The organism is Paenibacillus sp. MCAF9 (genome assembly GCF_052114265.1).
Classification (GTDB): domain Bacteria; phylum Bacillota; class Bacilli; order Paenibacillales; family Paenibacillaceae; genus Pristimantibacillus.
Window position 1 is genome coordinate 86,864 of the sequence record NZ_JBFREL010000020.1, and the last position, 23,550, is coordinate 110,413.

Annotated in this window: 19 protein-coding genes and 3 pseudogenes; 8 read left to right on the top strand and 14 right to left on the bottom strand. The window is 44.6% G+C overall.

Annotated features, from left to right (window positions below; all coding sequences use genetic code 11):
* Position 1: 1 nt before the first annotated feature.
* The 9 genes and pseudogenes from AB4Z45_RS23660 to AB4Z45_RS23700 all read right to left on the bottom strand — a co-directional run.
* Positions 2–1,303: pseudogene (locus tag AB4Z45_RS23660) on the bottom strand (phosphoribosyltransferase family protein); the annotation flags it as partial.
* The gene (locus AB4Z45_RS23665) at positions 1,245–2,450 is read right to left on the bottom strand and encodes an HpcH/HpaI aldolase/citrate lyase family protein (RefSeq protein ID WP_441912021.1); all 1,206 of its coding nucleotides are present in this window, start codon (positions 2,448–2,450) and stop codon (positions 1,245–1,247) included. The pseudogene AB4Z45_RS23660 and the gene AB4Z45_RS23665, both read right to left, overlap by 59 nt.
* 100 nt (positions 2,451–2,550) lie before the next feature.
* On the bottom strand, positions 2,551–3,342 hold the full coding sequence (locus AB4Z45_RS23670; protein WP_076267376.1) for a TerC family protein: 792 nt from the start codon (positions 3,340–3,342) through the stop codon (positions 2,551–2,553).
* A gap of 23 nt (positions 3,343–3,365) precedes the next feature.
* Entirely contained in the window at positions 3,366–4,646 is a 1,281-nt protein-coding gene (locus AB4Z45_RS23675; protein ID WP_339205092.1) for a TerD family protein, read from the bottom strand.
* A gap of 73 nt (positions 4,647–4,719) precedes the next feature.
* Positions 4,720–5,298 (bottom strand): TerD family protein, encoded by a 579-nt coding sequence (locus AB4Z45_RS23680; RefSeq protein WP_076267378.1) that lies wholly within the window; start codon positions 5,296–5,298, stop codon positions 4,720–4,722.
* 168 nt (positions 5,299–5,466) lie between these two features.
* Entirely contained in the window at positions 5,467–6,048 is a 582-nt protein-coding gene (locus tag AB4Z45_RS23685; protein WP_076267379.1) for a TerD family protein, read from the bottom strand.
* A gap of 28 nt (positions 6,049–6,076) precedes the next feature.
* Positions 6,077–6,670 (bottom strand): TerD family protein, encoded by a 594-nt coding sequence (locus AB4Z45_RS23690; protein ID WP_076267380.1) that lies wholly within the window; start codon positions 6,668–6,670, stop codon positions 6,077–6,079.
* Between the two features lie 542 nt (positions 6,671–7,212).
* Entirely contained in the window at positions 7,213–7,908 is a 696-nt protein-coding gene (locus AB4Z45_RS23695) for a response regulator (protein WP_441912023.1), read from the bottom strand.
* A complete protein-coding gene (locus AB4Z45_RS23700) occupies positions 7,905–9,497 on the bottom strand; it encodes an ATP-binding protein (RefSeq protein WP_441912025.1) in 1,593 nt (530 codons plus the stop codon). Before AB4Z45_RS23700 ends, AB4Z45_RS23695 begins: the two co-directional genes overlap by 4 nt.
* Before the next feature lie 262 nt (positions 9,498–9,759).
* Here AB4Z45_RS23700 and AB4Z45_RS23705 point away from each other — a divergent pair, with 262 nt between their 5' ends.
* The 5 genes from AB4Z45_RS23705 to AB4Z45_RS23725 all read left to right on the top strand — a co-directional run bounded on the left by AB4Z45_RS23705 (position 9,760) and on the right by AB4Z45_RS23725 (position 14,619).
* A complete protein-coding gene (locus AB4Z45_RS23705) occupies positions 9,760–10,776 on the top strand; it encodes a Bug family tripartite tricarboxylate transporter substrate binding protein (protein WP_441912026.1) in 1,017 nt (338 codons plus the stop codon).
* Positions 10,777–10,884: 108 nt separating this feature from the next.
* The gene (locus AB4Z45_RS23710; protein ID WP_339205098.1) at positions 10,885–11,340 is read left to right on the top strand and encodes a tripartite tricarboxylate transporter TctB family protein; all 456 of its coding nucleotides are present in this window, start codon (positions 10,885–10,887) and stop codon (positions 11,338–11,340) included.
* A 17-nt stretch (positions 11,341–11,357) separates the two neighbouring features.
* Entirely contained in the window at positions 11,358–12,884 is a 1,527-nt protein-coding gene (locus AB4Z45_RS23715; RefSeq protein WP_441912027.1) for a tripartite tricarboxylate transporter permease, read from the top strand.
* A 39-nt stretch (positions 12,885–12,923) separates the two neighbouring features.
* The gene (locus AB4Z45_RS23720) at positions 12,924–14,345 is read left to right on the top strand and encodes an NAD-dependent malic enzyme (protein ID WP_441912028.1); all 1,422 of its coding nucleotides are present in this window, start codon (positions 12,924–12,926) and stop codon (positions 14,343–14,345) included.
* Between the two features lie 28 nt (positions 14,346–14,373).
* Positions 14,374–14,619: an HPr family phosphocarrier protein gene (locus tag AB4Z45_RS23725; protein ID WP_339205101.1), complete on the top strand. Its 246-nt coding sequence runs from the start codon at positions 14,374–14,376 to the stop codon at positions 14,617–14,619.
* A gap of 104 nt (positions 14,620–14,723) precedes the next feature.
* Here the strand turns inward: AB4Z45_RS23725 and AB4Z45_RS23730 are convergent, their stop codons facing one another.
* The 4 genes and pseudogenes from AB4Z45_RS23730 to abc-f all read right to left on the bottom strand — a co-directional run bounded on the left by AB4Z45_RS23730 (position 14,724) and on the right by abc-f (position 18,276).
* Entirely contained in the window at positions 14,724–14,912 is a 189-nt protein-coding gene (locus tag AB4Z45_RS23730; protein ID WP_076267388.1) for a hypothetical protein, read from the bottom strand.
* A 546-nt stretch (positions 14,913–15,458) separates the two neighbouring features.
* Positions 15,459–15,665: pseudogene (locus AB4Z45_RS23735) on the bottom strand (helix-turn-helix transcriptional regulator).
* 315 nt (positions 15,666–15,980) lie between these two features.
* Positions 15,981–16,430: a DUF4362 domain-containing protein gene (locus AB4Z45_RS23740; protein ID WP_441912030.1), complete on the bottom strand. Its 450-nt coding sequence runs from the start codon at positions 16,428–16,430 to the stop codon at positions 15,981–15,983.
* A gap of 31 nt (positions 16,431–16,461) precedes the next feature.
* Positions 16,462–18,276, bottom strand: coding sequence for a ribosomal protection-like ABC-F family protein (abc-f, locus tag AB4Z45_RS23745; RefSeq protein WP_441912032.1), 1,815 nt, complete (start codon positions 18,274–18,276; stop codon positions 16,462–16,464).
* 434 nt (positions 18,277–18,710) lie between these two features.
* Between abc-f and AB4Z45_RS23750 the strand changes: the two genes are divergently transcribed.
* A complete protein-coding gene (locus tag AB4Z45_RS23750) occupies positions 18,711–20,585 on the top strand; it encodes a 3-oxoacyl-[acyl-carrier-protein] synthase III C-terminal domain-containing protein (RefSeq protein WP_441912033.1) in 1,875 nt (624 codons plus the stop codon).
* Positions 20,582–21,466 carry a DUF6999 family protein gene (locus tag AB4Z45_RS23755; RefSeq protein ID WP_441912034.1) on the top strand — a complete coding sequence of 295 codons (885 nt, stop codon included), beginning with the start codon at positions 20,582–20,584 and terminating at the stop codon, positions 21,464–21,466. The genes AB4Z45_RS23750 and AB4Z45_RS23755 overlap by 4 nt, the downstream gene beginning before the upstream one ends.
* A 65-nt stretch (positions 21,467–21,531) precedes the next feature.
* Here the strand turns inward: AB4Z45_RS23755 and AB4Z45_RS23760 are convergent, their stop codons facing one another.
* Positions 21,532–22,770: a TraB/GumN family protein gene (locus AB4Z45_RS23760; RefSeq protein WP_441912036.1), complete on the bottom strand. Its 1,239-nt coding sequence runs from the start codon at positions 22,768–22,770 to the stop codon at positions 21,532–21,534.
* A gap of 564 nt (positions 22,771–23,334) precedes the next feature.
* Here AB4Z45_RS23760 and AB4Z45_RS23765 point away from each other — a divergent pair.
* Positions 23,335–23,540, top strand: a pseudogene (locus AB4Z45_RS23765) (transposase); the annotation flags it as partial.
* Positions 23,541–23,550 lie beyond the last annotated feature (10 nt).

Consider the following 23,550-nt stretch of genomic DNA (forward strand, 5'->3'; position numbering starts at 1 on the left):
GCTCCTCCATTTGCGCTCCTGCAACCTCGCGCTCCATAAACAAAAACATCTCATCATAATAGCCATTCGGTATGTTGTACATAAAATTCATGACGTCAGCATGTTCAGGGGAAATAAAGGGATAAGCTGTATTCACCGCATATTGTGAACTGGAGTCCGGATGAATGGGGCTTCTTGTACTCGATTGATACCATACATCATCGCCTAGTTCTGCTGCTACGCGCATAGGAATGAACATAAATTCGCCGGTTCCCATGCAAAGCACCTTGCTGCCCGTTCTATGTTCTCGGAGGAACGCCGCCGCCTGTCCTACTTCTGCGTCAAGCACCAGGCTTTCTTCAGCCGTTAATCCGAAGCGGCCAGTATGCTTCAGGTAGGAAACTTCTCGATTCAAAGAGGGAAGGCTAGCAAACCGATTGTTCACATAGAGAACATTAATGGCAGGCTCCGACTCATTTGTTTGCAACTCTGCTGTTTTGTCAGCATTTTGAATTGGGGTACCCTTAACAGATATCCGCCCCGTTACAAGCGATAGGCAGTTTACCGATATGCCAAGCTCTTGCTCCAGCTCATCAAAACGTTCCATATCCTCGTTTGAACGCCAATCAAGCAAACTAGCAACAATATATTTTTTCTTCCCATACCTTGCATTCAAGTCGTGAATTATATTGATGGCCGTTTTCCCGGTCGTCATCTCATCATCGACCAGCACAATCGTTTCTGCATTCTCGAATACAGCTGGATTGTCAGCATAGCAGCGATGTGTAGTCGCATGGGAATGCTCTTCCTCAAAATCGATGCAGGACGTCATATAGTCGATTTTTTCCCGCGTGGTGTGCAAGAAAGACGCATTACCCTCGAACATATCGAACATGCTGTGTCCAAGCGCTGTTGCCGTTTCCGCAAAACCGATAAACAGCGTTTTTTCATCTATAATCATTTTGTTTTGCTTCATCTGTTCATAGATTTCACCTGCTGCCTCAGGAGATTCAAAGGCATGCAGCAGCTGCTCCATCTGGATAGGAAGCTTCTCACCTTTAAACTGCTGATATAAAAGCCCCAGTGCCGCACCCGATAATAAGGACACATGCGGGCGAACAGGAATATGCTTGCCAAGCACCTTGCTTACGAATAAAAAACTGCGTTTTTTATTAATTCGGGCTGCCATTTGAAAAAGCTGCTCAAGCGGTATATGAAATGAATTACTCGTAACCTCAATGGTAATCTCTAAATCTCCGATAATATTAAACGATTGCTGATTCTCGTTCTTCTGCGAGCAAGCAGGTGAAGTTTTGGTTTTCATTTAGCACCCCATAAATGTCTGATCTGAACAATATTCGTTTGGCCCATGTCATATGCGGCTTAAACTCATTCATTTTGTTCGAATAACGGCTCTTCATCACACCCAAATCGCCTTGTTCATTTTCCATAATGTGCAGGGCATCCATATACTCCTCATGCGTCACCACAAGCATCGACTGTACAGGCTTAATATGGGTAGGATGGATAATGGTTTTGCCGATTATCCCGTTTTCCTTATCCATAGCGACCTCGCGAATAAGCCCGTCCACATACTTATTAATATAATCCATACGCAAAATCCGTCCGTGTCTTCCCATGCTTTCCTCAAAAGGCGTTTGCCTGAGCTGGGGCTTAAATACGCGATCGCTTTTAAAATATTCCCATACGGGGCCGGAGATCACATAATGATTATCCATCCGTCCAAACACATTTACGATATCCGCAATACAATCACGAATGACGCCGATGTCGTAGATCGTATGATCCGGACTTCTTCGAAGCCCAAATAAACTCGAAAAATCTGTTGCTCCAATCCGAACATTCAGCACATAGGCCTTATATTCATTCAGCAACTGGGAAATGCCCATTAGCGTTTCCATTCTTTTCTCGCGATAAATGACGTCAGAGCTTTCCAAAATAGGCATGCCGTATAGCGTAGAGCTTGTAGATCGTTTGTTCGTGTTGTATTCATGCAGCAGTTTTAAATACTCACCGCCAGTCTCCACATTGAACTTTGGAAACACGATTCCTGTAATATATTCAATCTCTTCACCGAAAAACGAGAGCAGTCGTTTAAGCTGTTCAACAGAGCGCACTCTTATAAACATAAGCGGAATATCGTCGGCATGGAGCAAACCAATCGAAATGTAACGGCCAATCTTAATCAACGTTGCCTTCAACGTCTCTTCGGCAAATTCGATTTGATTATCACCTACTGCATCTTCAAGGTCTATCACCATAGACACGAGTCCTTCGTGTTTTCCGGTTACCAAATCATCTGCTATGTTATCCTTGGTGGCAGGCATGTAGAGCGCTGCACCAATCGCGTGAGCAATAACTTCTTTGTCAGCATAATTATTGAACTGAGTTGGAAGGGAGTAAAAGAAATTTTGCTCTTCTTCATTGGTAAGATAGTTAAAATACCTCAAAGTGATCCCTCCTAAAAGTTGTGTAAAGCAATCTGAGAGTGAAAAAATATCCCTCGCGATCCATTGAGGGATATTTTTCATAAACAGAGTATTATCGAATCTAAACCGCTTTTGATTCTCTTTTCTTACGTGCTGCGCTGTAAAGAAGGGTACCGCCAAATACAGCTATAATTAAACCGAAGAACAAAGCGTGCGGCACATGCAAGCCATACGCTCCGCCAATCATTTTTGCTGCGATAACGATGATTAGAATAAACGCCGCTTTCTCAAGCTCAGGGAACTTGTCAATCAACTTGAGGAATACTTGAGCGACGCCACGCATCATTAGAACGCCGAGAATACCGCCGAGGAACAGAACCCATACCTCTTCGCTTACGCCGAATGCAGCTAGTACGCTGTCGATACTGAACGCGATATCCATAATTTCAACAGCAAGTACCGTACGCCAGAAGCCGTAGCCTTTATTTTGAACTTCAGCATCATCGTCGTTGCCCTTCTTGCCGATGTAAGGAATTAATGGAATGTTGCCGACACGAGCAAGCTTGAATTCCAGATGGAATAGATTGCTTAACGCAATCCATAACAGATACAATCCGCCCGCTACTTTAATCCATGTAATTTGTACGAGATAGACACCTACTCCGATTGCGATAAATCGGAAGATATAGGCACCAATAATACCGTAGAACAACGCTTTTTTCTGCTGGTCTTTCGGCAAATGCTTTACCATAACCGCTAGTACTAGCGCATTATCTGCCGATAACAAGCCTTCCAAAAGAACGAGTGTTGCAATTATTCCCCAGTTTGTCGGGTTGGTGAGAACTTGTGACAAGTTGTCCCAGTGAAAGAAGCTCCCGAAGTTGGCTATTACATTTTGAAAAAAGTCGACCATCTCTTAAACCTCCGCATTTTTCTTTATTTGCTTCCTTGTACCCATCTGAGACCCCAGCGATAAGCCTCGTCAAGCTCTTTATGGCCTGAGAAATATTGCACGAGCCGCTGAATGCTGAAGGTTTGATCATTTACATTCTCGATCATCGCAATCGCACACATACCCTTGCGATTATTATGCTCGTCCATCCGCACCTCTATATCAGGCCCGCCTGTTTGTGTGATGGTTACAATACCAGCAGCCTCCGCCCAGTTCGTGGCTCCTTCATAGATGTATGCGTATATGACAATTCTCTTAATCTCAGAAACTTTATTACCGTTGATTCTAAGATTTTCACCCGTTGTAATAGAGCCGGTTCGGTCATCCCCGTCAAGCGAAACGTACGGCGCTCGCGAAAAATCTCCGAAGCTGTTGCCTAGCGCTTGAACAGAACCTTTCATACCATTTTTTAATTCATACAAACATCCGACATCTAGATCTACACCGCTGCTTGAACGGCCAAAAAAACCAGTGGAGGCTTTTTTCTGATTCCAGTTCAAATTAACGACAATCTCACCAAGTGATCCGGCACCTTTTTGTAAATTGATGACATCACCGCGTTTGGTAAGCGAGATTTTGCTGAGGCTTATTGGCGGACTGCTTGGTTCTGGTACGATTGGTGCGGGAGGTTTAGGTGGAATAAGTGGAGCTTTCACTGGTGCTGGTGCTGGAGTTGGCGCTTCAGCAGGAGCGTCTGCCTTTACTTCAATACCAAAGCTATTGCAGAGTGCAGCAAGACCGCCTGAATAACCAGACCCAATGGCATTGAATTTCCATTCGCCATTATATCTATATAAATCTCCTACGACTATCGCAGTCTCAATAGAGAAATTTTTTCCAAGATCATACCGCAAAATTTCGCGTCCTGTTCCTTCGTCAATAACCCGGATATAGGCATCATTCACGCTAGAAAAATTTTGTCTCTTCGCTTCCCCATCATAAATGGTTAAAGTAAATGAAATACGTTCAATCGTTTGAGGCACATCGCTAATCGCGATCAATACTTGTTCCGTATCCGTTTTTCCTGCAAAACTTCGTTTATTGCCGCTTGCCAGTTGTATAGAACCGCTGACATCCTTAGGATTGCTGTAAAAAATCAAATCTTGGTCTCCAGCTGTTTTTCCATTCGCTCGTAATAGAAAAGCCGAAAAATCGACATCTACACCTGCTGCAGTGTTCCATCCCATGCCAACTAGAAGGTTTTTTATGGAAGGATTATTTTTGGTAATATCCGCTTTTTGACCTTTCATTAATGCCAGCTCCATGCTTAAACCGCCCTTCGGTAATAATAGAATAGGGTGACAAACCCTCAAACTGCCACCCTATACGCCAGATGAATTAAACCGTAAGCCCGTAATTACGACAAAGCGCTGCTAGTCCGCCCGAGAAACCTGAACCTACCGCTTGGAACTTCCAATCGGCATCATGCCGGTACAGCTCGCAGAAGACAATCGCTGTTTCAACGGAGAAATCTTCTCCCAGATCATAGCGCAGCACTTCTCTTCCAGAAGACTCGTCTACTAGACGAACAAAGGCATTGGATACTTGACCAAAGTTTTGCAGCCTGGACTCGGCATCATGAATCGTAACGCTAATTCCGATTCGTTGAATGTGCGGAGGGACTTTTTGGAAATCAATTTTGATTTGCTCATCGTCACCTTCACCCTCACCGGTACGATTATCGCCTGTATGCTCAACAGCGCCGTTATAAGCAATCAGCGCATTGTAGAATACAAAGTCCTTCTCGTCCTTGGCTTTGCCATCCTGATGAAGCAAAAACGCGCTTGCATCAAGGTCAATTTCTCCGCCGCCTGAATATTTGTTCGTATCCCAGCCTAGACCGAGAACAACCTTCGTAAGACCTGGGTTTGTTTTTGTAAGATCAATGCGTTGACCTTTGGAAAGATTTATAGACATCGTTCTATTCCTCCTTGAATTGACTAGGTTTGAACGCCAAAGTCAGTGCAAAGGCCTACTAGACCGTTTTGATATCTGCTGCGACTTTCCGCTGTTCACTTACTTATAAATTGTTATATTTTAAAAAAGGGCCGCCGCTGGCGACCCTTTACGGGTAGATAAGTATGACTAGCTAGCAGAAAGACCAAAGTTGCGAGCAAGACCGCCTAGGCCGTCTTGGAAGCCGCTTCCGATTGCGCTGAATTTCCACTCGCCGGAATGACGATATAGTTCACCAACGATTACTGCTGTTTCTACAGAGAAATCTTCTCCAAGATCATAACGGATAAGTTCTGTGCCGCTTTGCTCGTCCACGATACGAACGAATGCGTTGGATACTTGTCCAAAGTTTTGGCTGCGTTCTGCGCCATCATAGATCGTGATGCAGAATGCGATTTTGTCAGTTTCAGCTGGGATAGCAGAAAGGTCAACGTTTACTTGCTCATCGTCACCATCGCCTGCGCCTGTACGGTTGTCACCTGTGTGAACAACTGAACCGTTTGTGTTTTTTGGGTTGTTGTAGAAAATGAAATCAGATTCAGAACCCGCTTTGCCTTGTGCATTCAAGCAAAATACAGAAGCATCAAGGTCAAAGTCTTTTCCGCCGTCATATTTATTAGTATCCCAGCCTAGACCTACTGTAATCTTTGTAAGACCTGGGTTTGTTTTCGTGAGATCGATTTTTTGTCCTTTGGATAAGCTGATTGCCATTTTAAAAGCCCTCTTTTCTCACATAAATTTATTGGTATTGACGTGCAAGGATATCAACATGGGCAGCATGAGTGCCTTCCCCAATTGCATTAAACTTCCATTCACCATTGTGTCTGTAAAGCTCACCTACGACTAGAGCCGTTTTGCCTGAATAATCATCCGTCAAGTTAAAGCGAATCAGTTCTTGATTGTTCGCAGGATTGACGATACGAATAAAGGCAGATTTGATCATGCCAAAATCTTGTCGTCTGGATTCACATTCGTAAATGTTAACTACGCAAAGGATTTTGTGAATATTAGCAGGAACACGATCAAGCTGCACGATGATTTGCTCATCATCGCCATCGCCCTCACCAGTAATATTATCACCCGTATGAACGACCGAGCTGCATCCGCTTTGCTTGTTGTAGAAACAAACGAGATTTTTCTCGCCACTTAGCTTGCCGTTTTCATCAAGCAATAATGCCGATGCGTCACAGTCAACGTTAGCCGCTTTTTTCATTCCGAAAAAACCGCCTTTAGTTTGAGCCGGGTCCCAGCCTAAACCAACGATAACTTTGCTGAGACCAGCATTGCCTTTCGTTAAATCTACCTTTTGACCTTTTACGAGAGAGATAGCCATTGTATTTGCACCCCCTTTCCATAAGGTTCACTACTAAAAAAATATCCAAATACAGCGATTCTGAACCTACTAACCAACAATACGCCTATTCGACATGCAAGTTCCAAAAAAAAATGTATGATCCATACATTATTCTACAAAACCTGAATATTACCTCTTCTTTACGGCAATTTTACATAGAAAAAAGTGCATTGGCAGCAGGCAGTTCCTTATCGCCTCTCCCAATCAATTTTATAACAATTGCTGCTCCAAATACAAATTTCTACAAATAGTGAACCTTAAAGCGGAATAAACATAGGCTTAGGCACAAAAGCACGTATTTTTTCTGTCACAAACTTATTAATCGCTTCATTTTTACCAAAAAAAAGGTGGAAAAATGAGCCCAAAAACGAGATAATTATATGTAGTAAAAAAAAGTGGCGAGGTGTTCAAATGGAATTTATAAAAAAGAATAAAACCGGCCTTATCTTTGGTGCGCTGCTCCTCATTAACGGGCTATTTTTATTATCCATTGTCCTCTCGAAAAACTAAGTATAGCAGCCTCATATTTGCTCTTTTCTTTTGTAAACCCGCTCCGGCCTTCCAACGGTTCCATAAGAAATATCAGCTATTAATTCACCCTTGGCCACATAATACTCCAAGTAACGCCGAGCGGTCGTACGGCTGAAACCAGCCTTTTTCCCAAGCTCCTCCGCCGTTAATACTTCAGGACCTGCCTGAATGAAGGAGAGTATTTTCTCATTCGTTATCTTATCGATGCCTTTTGGCAAATAAGAATCCTTATCCGTACGATCATTTACGCCCCACAGCAGCTGATCAATCCCCTCTTGATCCACTTGTTTATTTGAGCCGCCGAGCAGTGCCATTTGGTTATGATATTTCTGATAAGACTTCAGCTTCTCTTGAAAACGTTCAAATACAACCGGCTTGATCATAAAATCATATACCCCGCCGCGAATGGCTTCACGAACCGTTTCAAATTCCTTAGCGGCCGTAATAATAATGACATCTGTTAACGGGTTGTTTTTCTGTATGTAGTGAAGCAGGTCAAGTCCGCTCATATCAGGAAAATATAAATCAAGCAGCACTAAATCCGGAGCCAAAATATCTAAATGCTCATGCGCCAGCTGCTTATCTGTTGCAATTCCAACGACTTCGAAGCCCTCTATCTTCTCTAGAAAGCGTCGATTGATTTGTGCAATTCGAAGGTCGTCCTCGATAATGACCACTCGTATCATATATCTTTCCCCTTTTCTTTTGGAATCACAACGGTAAAGATCGTCCCTTCCTGCGGACGCGATTCAAAACGGATATGACCCCTTAACTGTTGTATCGCCTGCGTAACAATCACTAGCCCATAACCCCGATGATCCTCATTTTTCGTGGAGAAACCGAGCTCAAACAGCCGCTCTGCGACATCCTCCTTAATGCCGCTCCCATTATCTTCAATAATGATCGTAAAAGCTTTACCTACGTCAGACAGAAACACCTTCACGGTTCGATTCTCATCATTTTTCTCGAGAACAGCATCCAGCGCATTGTCAATTAAATTGCCGATAATCGTTACCAGGTGATTGCGGTTTAGATCATCGGGGATCGTTTTAAAGGTGCTCTTGGAATCAATCTCAAGCTTCACCTTAAGCTCATTCGCACGATTGAACTTGCCAATTAGTATGCCGCCAATAATAGGATCGGGAATTTCCTGCAGGAGGAAATGGATCAGATTTTGATGAACATCGGTTTCATGTGTAATAATATCCATCGCTTCTTGATACGACTCCAGCTGGATTAGCCCATAAATCGTATACAGCTTATTGGAGTATTCATGCGTTTGTGAACGCAATGCCTCGGTATATCGCTTCACCTGCGTCAGCTCCTCCGTTAATCGAAGCAGCTCGGATTTGTTGCGAAAGCTGGAAACCGCCCCTACGACCCGGTGCTGATGATCGAATATCGGCAAGCGATTGACGACGACACTGCTTTCGTTAATGGTCATTTCTTGATCGATTTCCGATTGCCCTGATTTAATAACCTCCATTAGCCGCGATTCTGGAATGACATCCCGCACATGCTGCCCGGTAATCTCCATTTGCTCGAGCGGATCGATCAGTTTCAAAGCCGTTTGATTAACAAGGGTAATCGTTCCCTCTGTATCAACGGCAATTATGCCTTCATGGATCGTTTCCAAAATAGCTCTCTTCTCCTGATACAACAAGCCGATTTCCTCAGGCTCTAGACCATGGATCGATCGTTTTACGCTATTGGCAATAACAATGGCTCCGCCAGATCCAACCATCAGCGCAATGGCTGCAAAAATAATCATCGCATTACGATAAGTCACTGCCGATTGTTCAATGTCTTTTAATAAAATACCCACTGATACAATGCCTATAACTTCATTCTGATCATTAAAAATGGGAGTTTTTCCCCGCAAGGAGGGGCCCATCGAACCAACGGCCTCTGAAATGATCGATTCTCCATTGAGCACAGGCCCATTGTCACCGCCGACCATTTCTTTCCCGATTCGGTCCGGCAGCGGATGCGCATAACGAATTCCCTCTTTATTCCCAATGACGATGTACTCAGCGTCTGTTTCCATTCTAATTTTCTCAACGATGGGTTGAATGATGGCTGAAGGATTCTCCTCTTCAAAGGCATGCCTAATGACGTCCATCAACGCTACTGTCTTCGCAATTTTCAGAGCTGATGCACCTACATTTTTCTGCAGCGTCGTCACTAGTATTCTCTCAAAGCTGAAGGTAAGTGCAATGATAATAATAAATAGCAAAGTTCCAATTAACAAAATCAATCTCGTTTGTAATCGCATTCAATTACCTCCATGCAAAAACTTCTCATCCGCGGGACGCTGATTTTATTGTATTCTACATGCTTCCCCGAACATAGTCCCTTGAGTCGATAATGGCCGTAAATTTTATGAACAAAATAAACAATATGACTACTTTTCAACTTATGTGGTTATTGTATTCAACCCCAATTCGCGATGATAGTATGAAGCATATCAAACAGGTAAGCGCTTACAGTAATCATTCATACGTTTACTTGAATGAAACTAAAGGGGGATTATTCGTATGGGATACCAAACAAAAAATTGGAAAACTATAGTAGCTGCTGCTTTTGTTGCTGTTAGTTTGACGGCCTGCGGCGGAACAGCATCAAAAGGCGGATCGGCTAATTATCCTGAGAAACCTTTCATTGTGACAGCCCCATCGGGAGCTGGCGGCGGATGGGATAAGACAGCAAGGTCCTTGGCCAAAGTGCTGGGTGAAACGAAGCTCGTTGATCAAACGATGACTGTTGAGAACAAGCCCGGTGGCGGCGGCACTGTGTTTTTAGCCGAATATGTAACCAAAGACAAGAATGACCCATACAAGCTGTTTGTCAGCTCCCCGCCTATTCTTATTAACAATCTCAAAAAAGAAGGAAACAGCCCTTACGGCTACAAGGATGTTACCCCGCTCGCACAAATAACGAAGGATTACGGTGCAATCGCGGTTGCTGCAAATTCCAAATATAACGATCTTCATTCACTAATTAACGACATTAAGGCAGACCCTTCTAAAGTTACGCTTGCCGGCGGATCAGCGCCTGGATCTATGGATCATTTAATTAGCGTACTGCCTGCATTTAGAGCAGGCGTTGACCCAAAAACAGTCAAGTACTTGTCCTATGATGGCGGAGGCGAAGCCATTGCTGCGCTGCTCGGCAACAATGCTGATGCGATTGGAACAGACATCTCTTCCCTCGGCAGCTATTTAAAAGCAGGAAAAATCAAAATTTTGGCCGTAACTTCTGATGAGCGTATTGGAGGCGACTTTAAGGATGTGCCTACTTTAAAAGAGCTGGGCATAGATGCAGAGTTCACGATCTGGCGCGGCGTATTAGGTCCGAAAGGCATGACAAAAGACCAAATCGCATATTGGGACAAAACATTGCAATCGCTTTCTGAAAACGAAGCGTGGGCGAAAGAATTGGAAGCTAACGATTGGGTCAGCGAATACAAAAACTCCGAAGATTTCACTGCCTTCCTTGCTGAGCAAGAAGTTGCGGTGAAAGAGCTATTAACAGCTCTTGGTATGCAGAAGTAAATAACTGAACGAAGAGCAAACGCTTGATAAAAGCATAAGCATGAGTGATTGGATGGGAGAGAGCTAGTCTCTCTCCTCTCCTTTCATCATTCATCGGAGGTGAAGGCCTTGAACAAAACATTTGATCGATACGCCAGCATTATATTTTTCCTTCTCGGTGTTGGATTCATGTGGCAGAGCACATTAATTAGCGCTTCATCCTACGGCAGCAAGGTCGGTCCTAATATCGTTCCCTTTGGTCTGGGGGCGCTGCTTGTCATTTTAAGCTTACGTCTATTTTACGAAGTATTAAAGTTTAAAGGCTCTAGCAGCAAAGCGGGAAAGCTTGATTACAAGAAATTTCTCATTATTTTCGCTTCTGCTTTTTTATACGCCTTCTTCTTAGAAACGATCGGCTATATCATCGGGACATTCCTCTTCCTTCTCATTAGCTTTCAAGTTTTGGAAAGAGGAAAATGGCTAAAATCGATCTTGATCTCCGGATTGTTTGCAGTCGGCGTTTACGTCATCTTTGTTGTCATTCTGGAAGGTTCAATGCCTGGTTTTCCGTCATGGCTATCGTAACTAAAGGAGGCATATGAATGGATACACTACAATTTCTCGCAGACGGCTTTGCGACCGCCTTTCAATGGCATAACTTGCTCTTTGCTTTCATCGGCGTATTGATAGGGACGGCTGTAGGGGTATTGCCTGGTATAGGACCCATGAGCGGTGTCGCCTTGCTTATACCTGTAACTGCATCAATGACGGGCGGATTAGCTCCTGAAGCAGCGGCCACAAGCTCTATCATACTTTTGGCCGGCGTTTATTACGGTGCGATGTACGGAGGATCAACGACCTCTATTCTGCTTAATACACCTGGGGAATCCTCCTCTGTCGTGACAACATTAGACGGCTATCAAATGGCTAGACAGGGTAGAGCTGGTGCTGCCTTATCCATCTCTGCAATCGGTTCTTTCGTTGCAGGAGTATTTGCTGTCATCGCGCTCATCGCATTAGCAGAACCGCTGTCAGAGGTTGCGATAAAGTTTGGTCCTGCCGATTATTTCTCCTTAATGCTTCTTGGACTATGCGCCGTAAGCGGCTTGGCTGGAAAGTCCATTACGAAAGCCCTCATTATGACCGTATTCGGATTGCTGCTCGCAACCATCGGGATGGATACCGTATCGGGTGTTGCAAGGTTTACTTTCGGCATGCCGTTGCTTTATTCCGGCCTTGAGTTTTTAACAGTAGCAGTTGGTCTATTTGCATTGGGAGAAGTATTCAAAACCATTTTGGAGAGAGACTACACCGCCGGTAAAGCAGCAAAAATTGAACGTATCCTGCCGACAAAAAAGGATTTGAAGGATAGTGCAGGACCGATTGCCCGCGGTTCGGTTTTAGGCTTTTTTATTGGTATTTTGCCGGGTGCCGGTGCGACTTTAGCTTCTTTCTTCAGTTATATTTTGGAGAAAAAAATAAGCAAAAATCCAGAAACCTTTGGCAAAGGCAATATTGCAGGAGTGGCTGCTCCTGAATCAGCGAACAATGCTGCATCAGGCGGGGCTATGATTCCTTTACTTACACTCGGTATACCTGGTTCAGGTACAACCGCTATATTGATGGGCGCTTTAATTATGTATAACATTCAGCCAGGTCCTTTGTTATTTGAGGAGCATCCGCAAGTAGCTTGGGGGTTAATTGCCAGCATGCTAATCGGAAATCTCATTTTACTCGTACTCAATATGCCGCTCGTGAAGGTGTTTGCGAAAATCATTCAAACGCCGCCAAAATATTTGATACCGATTATTATTGCGATTTCTATATTTGGCGTTTATGCCGTGCAGGCTCAAGTTTTTGATTTGATGCTGCTGCTCGGCTGTGGAATTGCAGGATTCTTTCTTGTACGAAATGATTATCCGCTAGCTCCACTCGTGCTTGGTTTAGTGCTTGGGCCTATGATTGAAAACAATATGCGGAGAGCTTTAACGACATCTAACGGAGATTTTATGATTTTCTTGCAAAAACCGATGTCGCTTGTTTTCTTAATTATCGCAGCGCTCTGGTTAATTATACCTATTTTGCTAAAGAAGAGAGGGAAAGAGGTTGTCATTAACGAAGAAGGTTAATCACGAACGATAAAAAATACAGATTTGATGGGGGTAGCCATGGATAACAATAAACTAGGTGGGAAAAGTGTCATACTGCGTCTCGAAATGAATACGAAAGAGGTACATTTCGGACAGGTTGCATCCTCTATTTTCGAAGCCGGTGGAGATATCGTGGCCATTGACGTCATTCAGACCAGTCAGCATATGACGATAAGAGATATTACCATTACCGTCACGGATACAGTCGATATTAACATTATTACCGAAATGATTAAGAACCTGCACGGGGTCAAGCTAGTGAATATTTCGGATAGAACATTTCTGCTGCATCTTGGCGGTAAAATCGAAACTAAACTGAAATCGCCTATTCAGAACCGCGACGATCTCTCTCGTGTTTATACGCCCGATGTTGCGCGCGTCTGCTTAGCCATTCATGAAGAACAAAGAAAAGCATTTACATTAACGATCAAGAGAAATACGGTTGCTGTCATTTCGGACGGCAGCGCTGTCTTGGGGCTTGGCAATATTGGCCCCTATGCAGCTATGCCCGTTATGGAAGGAAAATCTATGCTGTTCAAGCAGCTGGCAGACGTAGACTCCTTCCCTATCTGCCTTGATACGCAAGATACCGAGCAAATTATCGCAACTATTAAGGCGATTGCTCCCGGCTTCGGCGGCATTAACCTAGAGGATATTTCATCGCCGAGGTGCTTTGAGATTGAAGAAAGATTGCGTGAAGAGCTCGATATTCCTGTATTTCATGATGACCAGCATGGTACAGCAGTTGTATTGTATGCAGCGCTAATCAATGCATTAAAAATTGTAAATAAGCCCATTCACGACATTAAGGTCGTTGTTTGCGGAATCGGTGCAGCAGGCGTCGCTTGCACAAAAATTCTTTTATCCGCCGGCGCTACAAACATCATTGGTGTAGATCGGAACGGCGCGATAACCGCTGGAACTGACTATGATAACCGCATGTGGAACTGGTATGCCGAGCATACCAACCCGAACCGCGTTGAAGGCTCTTTACGAGATGTAATCCAAGGGGCCGATGTATTCATTGGACTTTCTGCTGGAGGACTGCTGCGACGCGAAGATGTTATGGCGATGGCCGAAAACCCTATCGTCTTTGCCATGGCGAATCCAACACCTGAGATCAAGCCTGAGGAAGTTGAGGATATTGTAGGGGTAATCGCCACCGGACGTTCGGATTATCCGAACCAGATTAACAATGTGCTGTGTTTCCCCGGTATTTTCCGCGGGGCACTGGACTGCAGAGCTACTACGATTAACGAGGAAATGAAGCTGGCGGCATCAGAGGCGATCGCATCCGCAATCTCGGATGAAGAACGAAGCAAGCACTACATTATTCCAAGCGTTTTCAATCAGGCCGTTGTGAAAGCCATTCGTGATCTCGTCATTAGAGCAGCGATCAAGACAGGCGTAGCACGCAGAATACCGCGGGAGTACAGATAAACAAGAAAGTGGAACGGAGGTTATCCAAGTGACAGCTGGAATCAGAGCTATCGTTGATATTAATCAAATGGCGGCCGATTTTAAATCAAGCATCGTTCTCCGCACCAGTGATTCCAAATTTATCGATGTCAAAAGCATCCTTGGACTTAGCATCATCTTGTACCAAACCCATGCCTACCACCTTGAAATACATGGTCCAGATGAAGAGGAAGCCAAAACCGCCATGATTCACATTTTCAAAAAACATAATCTTCAAGTCGATGTGAATCGATAATCCCACGCTTCAATTGCCTCGTACGTTGGTTGCAGTCCTTTTAAAAATAGGGGTTGTCCCATAAGCAGATGTCATTGCTTATAGGACAACCCCTTTCCTCTACCTCACGGCCCCGTCCCTACGCTCGCTACGTACCATAACGGCCCCAGCTTCTTCAAATAAACGGCTCCCAGCTCATCTCCCGTAGGGTAATGCATATACCCGTTCACATTGTATAAATGACCGTACTTTTCATCGACTCTGCTCGTTGTGGAAATATCCGCTTTCAAGCTATTGATAGGCTGCAAGCTCATTAGTATATGTCTGCGGATCGTCCACTCGGGAGATAGAAAGGTAAGAATCCATGTAAAAACAACTACAATAGCTACAACGATAAATATTGCCTTTTTCTTCTTTAAGATCGCATTCACCTCCGAGTAATGGTTAAATCATTAACGTTATAGATACTTCCGATAATTGTAAATGCTTATATTACTCAACACTCAATTATCAATCTCTACTAAAATATTTCAATGCTTTAGTCCAAAGCATTCTAGCATGGTGGCTTACCTCAGCCATCTGTGTTTCATGCTTTATCCTAACGAACTCAGGTGTTGTTATTCTTGAATATCAGGGCTATATTAATTTCTAACGAACTCAGGTGTCGTTATCTGCCCTTAATAGAGCCAAATGATTGAAATTACAAGAAATAAGGCTCGCTGTGTTCGTTAGATTCAAAAATAGAACGCTAAGCAGCAAATAAGGCCTCTGGAGTTCGTTAGCTAAAATGCCAAACGCGTGATGCCCCTACTTTTGCACTTCTGACGTGATCCGTTTATCTCCGAGCTTCTAAACCTTCATCAAGACGCCTCCCAAAATAGATCGTTTAACGTTTTGCCGAGTGTCTTGCAAATAGCGATACAAAGAAGAATACTCGGATTGTAATTGCCAGCTTCATTGTGTGCGACCGTCTACCTAGTAGCACCAACCGCTTCAGTCAGCTGCTCCTGCGACATATCGTTTTCCACTCTTGCCAGCTTTAATTTCACATTTCCATGTTCACCCATCCGTATTCACAACATCTGCCATCATTCACATTGTAAATACTGTAATTTATATCCATATAGATGTAAACCATATATTGCATTTCAAACTTTCAAATTCCAGTCGTACTACTCTTCACTATTTCAAAGCAACAAAAAAAGGGGATATCCTAAAAGGGTAAATCTGAGTAAGAGAATCCCATAGTATTTGCAAAAGAACCTTCAAAACCACTATGAAAGTGAGTTTGAAGGTTCTTTTTTTTCAGATTATTACGTGGAAAGTGGGGGCTGTATATTCGGAGATTGCTTTAAGGAGAGCCCCTCCCTTATATCTCCTGCCTAAATCGGAACGTCCAACAAATCTATCGGCTTATTGGCTGCGCCACAGCCGCTTAGCTTATAGGCGTAAGCGCGCCCCGATTCTTCTTTTTTCAACCCGTCACATGAATAGGTTTTTACGCTTGATGATCCATACTGATCCTGTGATGTATCGTAACGCACCTCGATCTGATCCTCCGCCCACGCAAGATTATAAAAAATCGGGTTTCCTTCCGTTATAAAACGTACAACTCGCACCTGATCTACAGCTCCGCTCACAAAAGCATCTAATTTCTCGCTATTCGTTACTTCACCGGACCTTGCAATAACATCCTCAATCTCATTAATCGTATAGTCATAGGGTTCATCTGAAGCTGAAGTTTGCTTCGGCACTTTATCCTGCTCCTGACCAGCACATCCAGCCAGCATGAGCATCGCTAAGACTATAAACGCCATGTTTCTCCTAACCATGCTGTAAATCCACCTTCCTCCAGCCTGCCCATCAGCTACTTATTTGCGCGCGCAGCTGGCGAATTTCATTCATCAATTGCTTCTGCTCCGCTGGATCTTCCGGCTCAGCGCAGCTCATAAGCTGCGTTAAACGCAGCTGCAGCATCTCCCGCTCATTTTGGCTTACCTGTTCATCCGCTGAAAGCAACCGGCTTCGATCCTTAGACATATATTCCTCATACGATCCGTGGAACAAGCTTGGTTCACTTTTTCCATCGAGTACGAGCAGTCGATTAGCCGCTTGGCGAATTAAATAGCGATCATGCGTGACAAGCAGAACGGCGCCCGGATAATGCTGAAGCGCTTGTTCGACCTGCTCTCTCGTGCTAATATCCAAATAGTTCGTCGGTTCATCGAGCACGAGCAGATTTGCTTTGCCAAAATAAAGCTTCAAGAATGCGACTCGGCATCGCTCACCCATGCTTAAGTCCCCGATTCGCTTAAATACGTCCTCCTTCGTAAACAGGAAGCAGCCCAAAATCGTCCTTGCATGCGACTGCGTCATCTCCGGCAGCAGCAATAAGCTGTCAAGGATGGTCATCTCATTGTCGAGCTTATCAAGCTCCTGCTCGAAATATCCGATTTTCACCTGTGGATGAATGCTAACCTTGCCCCAGCTAGGCAGCAAGCTCCCTGTCGCAAGCTTTAACAATGTCGACTTGCCTACACCATTCGGACCAAGCACAGCTAATCGATCACCTCTACCTAAGGTGAGGTTTAACCTGCTTATAACGCTCCTATGCCCCTCATAGGCAAAACTAACGTCCTCCATCCGAAGCAGCGTAGTCGCTCCAAACCCGCCCGACTCCAGCTGCATTCGCAGCTGTGAGTCCTCGCGCGGCTTCTGCACCTTATCCTTGTTCAAACGCTCAAGCGCAGACTCCTTCGCATGCAGACGCGACACGTTTTTCTTAGATTTTGATCTAAGAAAATCATTTTGGCCCGCCGCCTTATGCGCCTGCTGGAACCATTCGGCATACATGCGTATGCTCTCAAGCAGCTTCTCCCGCTCCAGCTCCTGCTTCTTGTGCAGCGCCTCCTGCGTCCTTAGCTCCAGCTCTTTCTGCGCCTTATACTGCGTGTATCCGCCCGAATAGCGCCGGCATCCATCTCGCTCAAACTCAAGAACAGTCGTTGCTGTCCGGTCGATAAACGTACGATCATGCGACACATAAATAACCGTTCCCGGGTAATCCTGCACCCATGCTTCCAACCAATCCAGCGCCGAAGAATCCAAGTGATTCGTCGGTTCATCCAGCACAACTAGCTTCGGCTCTCTTACCATCAGCGCAGCTAATTGTGCTTTCGTCTTTTGACCTCCGCTTAGCTGCGAAAATGATAAGTGCCATAACGAGGGATCAAAACTTAACTGCGTTAAGCATCTCTCCACCTTCATCTCCCAGCTATAGCCATCAAGCTGAGCATAACGTTCGTACAGTTCACTGTACTCGCTTAACAGCGACTCACTTGCATCCTCTTGCATTCGCCTTGTTAACTCCACCATCGAACGTTTTAATCGAAACAATTCTTCTGTCCCTGCCTGCACGAATTCAAGCAGATTGAGTGAGGAATTCATCTGTGCCTGCTGGTCGAGCCAGCCCCACTCTGCAAGAGGAAGCAGCCGCTGCACCTCACCATCATCGAATGAGATTCTGCCTGTCAATCCTTGCAGCAGCGTCGTTTTGCCCACGCCATTGCGTCCAAACAGAGCCATCCTTTCGCCTTCTCTGACTTCAAAATTTATATTTTCGAACAGGATATTGCCGTCCCATTCCTTGTTCACATGTTTAACTTTTAATAGCATCATTGAACATTCCCCATTTCAAAAAAACATAATAAAAAACCGTGGCCAGCGGCACACGGTCGAATACGCAGGGGAATATCAGGTAAACGAAAATAACGATGCGTCACACCGCTAGTTAGCGGGTAAACATCTCGTATCTATCGCTGCTGATTGACTATTCATAAGTCCCCAAATCGACGCACGTATCCCTGACCGGTTCTCGCTAATGAGAACGCCGCTTGTACTTAAACAAGTTGTTTACAGGAATCGTGTACTTACTTCATCGGCTGGGTTACCTCCGTCAGTCATCAGTTTTGATATGCGTTTATTATATAAGACGATCATGCATATATTCAAGCCCTACTTTAGTTGCGGTACCAAATAAAGTTAGTACTAGGCTTGAAACGCTGCATAACCGATCATAAGACTTATAAATATTTCTTATTTGGAGGTGCTTGATGAATCCCGTCTATATAACTAGCATTGGCAAATTTCTTCCCGGCTCCCCTATCGGCAATGATGAAATCGAGGATTACCTCGGCAAAATAAACGGTAAAAGCTCCAAGTCGATGCGGCGCATTCTTGATCAAAACAAAATACGCTTTCGGCATTATGCGATAAACAAAGAACAAGAGAGTCTATATTCAAATGCAGAAATGGCCGGACTTGCGATACAAGATGCGCTCTCCCGCAACCAAGCGGCACTGAGCGATCAAATCGCATTTCTCGCTGTCGGTACGACCCAAGGTGATTTGCTTGTTCCCGGCTTCGCGAGTATGGTGCATGCCGAAACGAAGCTGCCTGTTATGGAGGTTGCGACACATCACGGTGTTTGCGCCAGCGGTATGCAGGCGATGAAAAACGCATTCCTGCGTGTGCAGTCCGGAGAGCAGCAAACCGCCATTTCCTGCGCCAGTGAATTTCCGAGCCGCGTATTCAAAAATACGAGGTTCGAAGCGCAAAAGGGTGTCGCCGATCATCCAATTCCTTTCGACACTGACTTTCTTCGGTTTATGTTGTCCGATGGAGCAGGTGCAGCGGTTCTTCAGCATCAACCTGCCGCCAGCGGTTTATCCCTGCGCATCGAATGGATCGACAACAAATCCTACGCTAATCTATACGATGTCTGCATGTATGCAGGAACCAACAAGGATAATGCCGAGCAGCAAAGCTGGCTTGACTATGCCACCATTCATGAAGCTGCTGACGACGGGGCCCTTAATCTCAAACAAGATATTCGGCTCGTTAATGAAATGCCTAAGGTCGGGGTTAATCGATTTTTCGAGCTGGTAGATGAGGGCAAAATCGAACCGAGCGCTATCGATTGGATGGTATGCCACTATTCATCTCATTTTTTCCGCGACGAAATATTTAAGCTGCTGCAGCTTGGCGGACTCACCATTCCTGAGGAGAAATGGTTTACGAATTTATATACGAAGGGCAACACCGGTGCTGCTTCAATCTACATCATGCTGGAGGAGCTGCTTAACGAAGGCCATTTGAAGCCAGGTGAGCTGGTGTTATGCATGGTGCCGGAAAGCGGCCGATTCCAAACCTCCTATATGCTGTTGACGGTTGTTGGCGACACAGCTGATGTGGGACATATCGCAGAGCCGGTGTTTGAAGAGAGGCAGCCTGAGGCACCTCATCTCGAGTATAACGAAGCAGACCACGTTCAAGCACAGCTCGTTAGGCAGCTCGTACAGGTTTGGATTGATTTTGAGCAAAAGCTGGCTCATGTCCCGGTTATTCATAAGCTGTACAACAACAAGTTCACCCTTCATGACTACAAGCTGCTAATGGAAAACATCCGCCAACAGGTCATTGACGGTTCGCAGTGGATTGCGCGGGCAGCCTCATATATCGCGATTGAGCATATCGATCTCCGTTCGACATTCATAGCCCATGCGCGCGATGAGCATCGTGACTTTCAAATACTTGAGCGCAACTACGTCGCCATCGGAGGCGACCTAGCGCACATCCAATCAGGCGAAAAAAATATTGGCAGTGAAGCATTGTCTGCTTATTTGTTCCAGCGTGCTAGCCGCGAGAATCCCATTGATCTCATTGGCGCTATGTGGATTATAGAGGGACTTGGATGCCGCATGGCGCGCTACTGGGGCGAAATGATTCGCGATCAGCTTGGGCTTAGCGATGAAGAAGTGTCGTTCCTGCTTTATCATAGCGACTCTGATGAGAAGCACTTCGAGAGGCTCGAGGCAGTCGTCCAGCATCCGATGCTTACTGCGGAGATTGCAGGACGAATAGTGAAAACTGCAAAAACGACGGCGCGCTTATACTTGCTGCAATTAGAGGAGCTGGGCAATGTATGAGCAAAACTGATTATTTTCATCAAATGCCGCATGACAAAAACGATCCCAATCCGTTTCTAGCCATCTTTATGGATCAGAGCATTCCCTTTAATGAGGAGGCCAAGGCTGCCTACCTTAAGGATTGCTCTAGCAGATCACGGCAGTTTCTGCTGCCCGTACTGCGTCCTTTTGCGAGATTAATGATTATTGTTCTTCAGGTTTACAAAATAATCGTACCTAAAGCACTCACCTCATCCCGGCTGCTGCACCGCGTCCTGCATTTCGGAATGAAAACCTTCGTAAGCCCTGATGCCAATTATATGATTTTGCGCCACTTCTATCTTGGCTCTGAGGTGCTTGGCTTCATTCGTGATAATGTGCCTGACGTTCAGATTGAGATGAACCCGCTCAAACCAACCAATCTAGAACCTGTAAAAGATGATCTTTTTCTCATTCACGATCTCAATTTATACAACTTCGTCATCAATCTTAATCGCGAGCTGCGTCACAAAGGAATTGAGGTTACAAAGCAGGACCGGCTTAACTTTAACGCCATCACATCGGAACCTCTGCCTATTGAGCAAATGCCTAATCGCTGGACCAATTTTATGGATTTGACGACTGCCATTGAATGCTTCACCCCTGTCTATCAAATGTTTCTAACCGATAATGACTTCTGGCGTGCGACAAACTCCCTTCAGCTCGATGAAACGATTGGCATCCTTGCTTCCAAAATTATCGGCAGCAACGACCGACTGGCGCTTATCAACAACAAACATCCCATGGTGCCGCTCACGACGCTTAAAGCAGGCTTTCGACTCGTACTGCATGGCCTAGCGACAGAGCAGCTGCACGCGCTGCTTGTTGAGCTTAAACATAAACAGCAGCAGCATATCGGCTGATCACACCATGAACAAAAAGAAGGCAATCACGCTCACTGCGTGATTGCCTTCTCTCTTTCATGCTGCTATTGACGAACTACAGTAAAACCTTTCTTCTCCAGCAGTGGAACGATACCGTTCTCGCCGAGCATATGTGCAGCTCCTACGACTACGAAATAGGTTTTTTTTGTCGTGTCATTCAAGTAACCCGTTATTTTCTCAACCATTGGAGCATTGCGGTCAGTAAGCAGCGCTTTATTAAGCTCCGCATTCGACGAAGCTGATTTCGTCAGCTCGAGCAGCTGCTCCTCATTTCCGGTAACCCACATTTTCGTAAGATCTTCAATCCCTGATACTTCTGCAAAATAGTTCTCAATAGAGCCTTTCAACATTTCTTCTTGCAGTTTGTCTGAAAAATTATTGAACATATTAAGCTGATATTCGATCGATTCCAGCTCTAGAATTGGCTTCTTGTTCTCCAACGACTGCTGCAAGAAATGGGCATCAATCCCTATGCCTGAATCATAACCTTCTTTTGCTGAGCTAAGATAATCCACAGTAGACGAAACGCTCCAAGGCTTATAGGTATCCAGCGTATTTTCCGGTAAGCCGTTCTCCTTCAAAATCTCGCCAAGCTTCTTGTAAGAATCAGCTGAGATATGATCTTTAAGCGTTGTATTATCCTTCAATACGCTTAAATCAAGCACTTGCTTTTGTACCTTCTCATCATTCATCTTCGAAATATCAGCCTCTACAACCAAGTAGTCGGATGCATCATAAGCTTTTTGAATTTCAGAGCGCAAAGGGTACATCGCTTTGTTCGCAATATGTATCGACCCCAGCAAATATACGGTGCTGCCGTCCTTTTCTACTTTCCAAAGGAAACCTTTACTTGGCTCATTCTCCTTAAGGGAAACAGAGCGCTGCTCTTTATTCCAAGTAATTTCGTAACCTGCTGCTTCACTTACCGTACGCAAAGGAATATAAACAGTTCCTTTAACGACCTTCGGCGCAGCAAGCAATCCAATTTCCGTCTCGTTAGCCATTGCCCCTAAGTTGTCGATTTGGAATAAAAGGGTTAGTCCTTGCTTCTTTCCTGAAATAACTTTATTTTTCTGATCCCAATTTACTTGGAAATCAAGCTTTTGAAGAACCGTCTTCGCCGGAACAAGAATCGTTCCCTTTTCCATCGTAGGTTGATTCTCACCAAGCTGTACCTGCTCGCCGTCTATCCAAACTGAAATAGGCTTAGCCTCTGCTTGGATGTTCGTTACGAAAGAAAATAGTAGAGCTAATGATAGAAATAATGATGCAAACTTTTTCACGAATAGACCCTCTCCCTCTCATCTTAGCGGCTTCATTTCATCTACAATAACCAATAATTACCGCTCTGCCTTACATATTTTACACATTTTCACCACGCAATAGCTAGTTCGGAAAATACGAATCTAGTTTTCGTTGCTTTACATCATATTCATAACATATAATGCCTCATCTCATAAGTTATCAGCAGACTTTTATAAAAGGGGCTGGCTCAAAAGTCATTTTGCGATTTTTTGAGCACTACTTAGAACTTATTTTCATCGAGAAAAAGGACCTCAAGCTCCACTATGCAGTGGAATTTGAAGTCCTTTCATTTGAAAACGGGGATGTTTCCCTGATGCAGCGCCTGCAGCATCTTCATCTAAGTGCAGAAATGCACTTATTTAACCAAATTTTCTTCAAATCTGATCAATTAGAGGTATTAGTACACCTATTTGCAACATTCCAATCTTGTTTGTTAAAAACAGGTGCACTTTTACACTTATTTACTCTCCACTATCGGTTCGCGCACATTACAATCATACGACGATCATCGCCGATGCTGGATATGGTCAGTCTGAGTTATTATGCGCTACAAGCAGCAAGCAAGGGAGAAACTGAGCTGCGAGGAAGGATATTCGCTGTCGGTAAGATGAATGATTGAACCCGAAAGTATTTTAGGACAGATAAAGAATAACCAAGGATTCCGGCGTTTCTGCTTCGCAGCTTACCTAAGGTAAGTCTGGAGGTCGGGTGGCTTTCGCTTGCCCATAATCCTATGAAGCAAGCATAGACCAGAATAG

What these genes read in the sequence shown, in the direction of transcription:
- AB4Z45_RS23670 (WP_076267376.1), bottom strand. Translation starts at nt 3,342, where the DNA reads ATGGTCGACTTTTTTCAAAATGTAATAGCCAACTTCGGGAGCTTCTTT.
- AB4Z45_RS23675 (WP_339205092.1), bottom strand. Translation starts at nt 4,646, where the DNA reads ATGGAGCTGGCATTAATGAAAGGTCAAAAAGCGGATATTACCAAAAAT.
- AB4Z45_RS23680 (WP_076267378.1), bottom strand. Translation starts at nt 5,298, where the DNA reads ATGTCTATAAATCTTTCCAAAGGTCAACGCATTGATCTTACAAAAACA.
- AB4Z45_RS23685 (WP_076267379.1), bottom strand. Translation starts at nt 6,048, where the DNA reads ATGGCAATCAGCTTATCCAAAGGACAAAAAATCGATCTCACGAAAACA.
- AB4Z45_RS23690 (WP_076267380.1), bottom strand. Translation starts at nt 6,670, where the DNA reads ATGGCTATCTCTCTCGTAAAAGGTCAAAAGGTAGATTTAACGAAAGGC.
- AB4Z45_RS23695 (WP_441912023.1), bottom strand. Translation starts at nt 7,908, where the DNA reads ATGATACGAGTGGTCATTATCGAGGACGACCTTCGAATTGCACAAATC.
- AB4Z45_RS23700 (WP_441912025.1), bottom strand. Translation starts at nt 9,497, where the DNA reads ATGCGATTACAAACGAGATTGATTTTGTTAATTGGAACTTTGCTATTT.
- AB4Z45_RS23705 (WP_441912026.1), top strand. Translation starts at nt 9,760, where the DNA reads ATGGGATACCAAACAAAAAATTGGAAAACTATAGTAGCTGCTGCTTTT.
- AB4Z45_RS23715 (WP_441912027.1), top strand. Translation starts at nt 11,358, where the DNA reads ATGGATACACTACAATTTCTCGCAGACGGCTTTGCGACCGCCTTTCAA.
- AB4Z45_RS23720 (WP_441912028.1), top strand. Translation starts at nt 12,924, where the DNA reads ATGGATAACAATAAACTAGGTGGGAAAAGTGTCATACTGCGTCTCGAA.
- AB4Z45_RS23730 (WP_076267388.1), bottom strand. Translation starts at nt 14,912, where the DNA reads ATGAGCTTGCAGCCTATCAATAGCTTGAAAGCGGATATTTCCACAACG.
- AB4Z45_RS23740 (WP_441912030.1), bottom strand. Translation starts at nt 16,430, where the DNA reads ATGGTTAGGAGAAACATGGCGTTTATAGTCTTAGCGATGCTCATGCTG.
- abc-f (WP_441912032.1), bottom strand. Translation starts at nt 18,276, where the DNA reads ATGATGCTATTAAAAGTTAAACATGTGAACAAGGAATGGGACGGCAAT.
- AB4Z45_RS23750 (WP_441912033.1), top strand. Translation starts at nt 18,711, where the DNA reads ATGAATCCCGTCTATATAACTAGCATTGGCAAATTTCTTCCCGGCTCC.
- AB4Z45_RS23755 (WP_441912034.1), top strand. Translation starts at nt 20,582, where the DNA reads ATGAGCAAAACTGATTATTTTCATCAAATGCCGCATGACAAAAACGAT.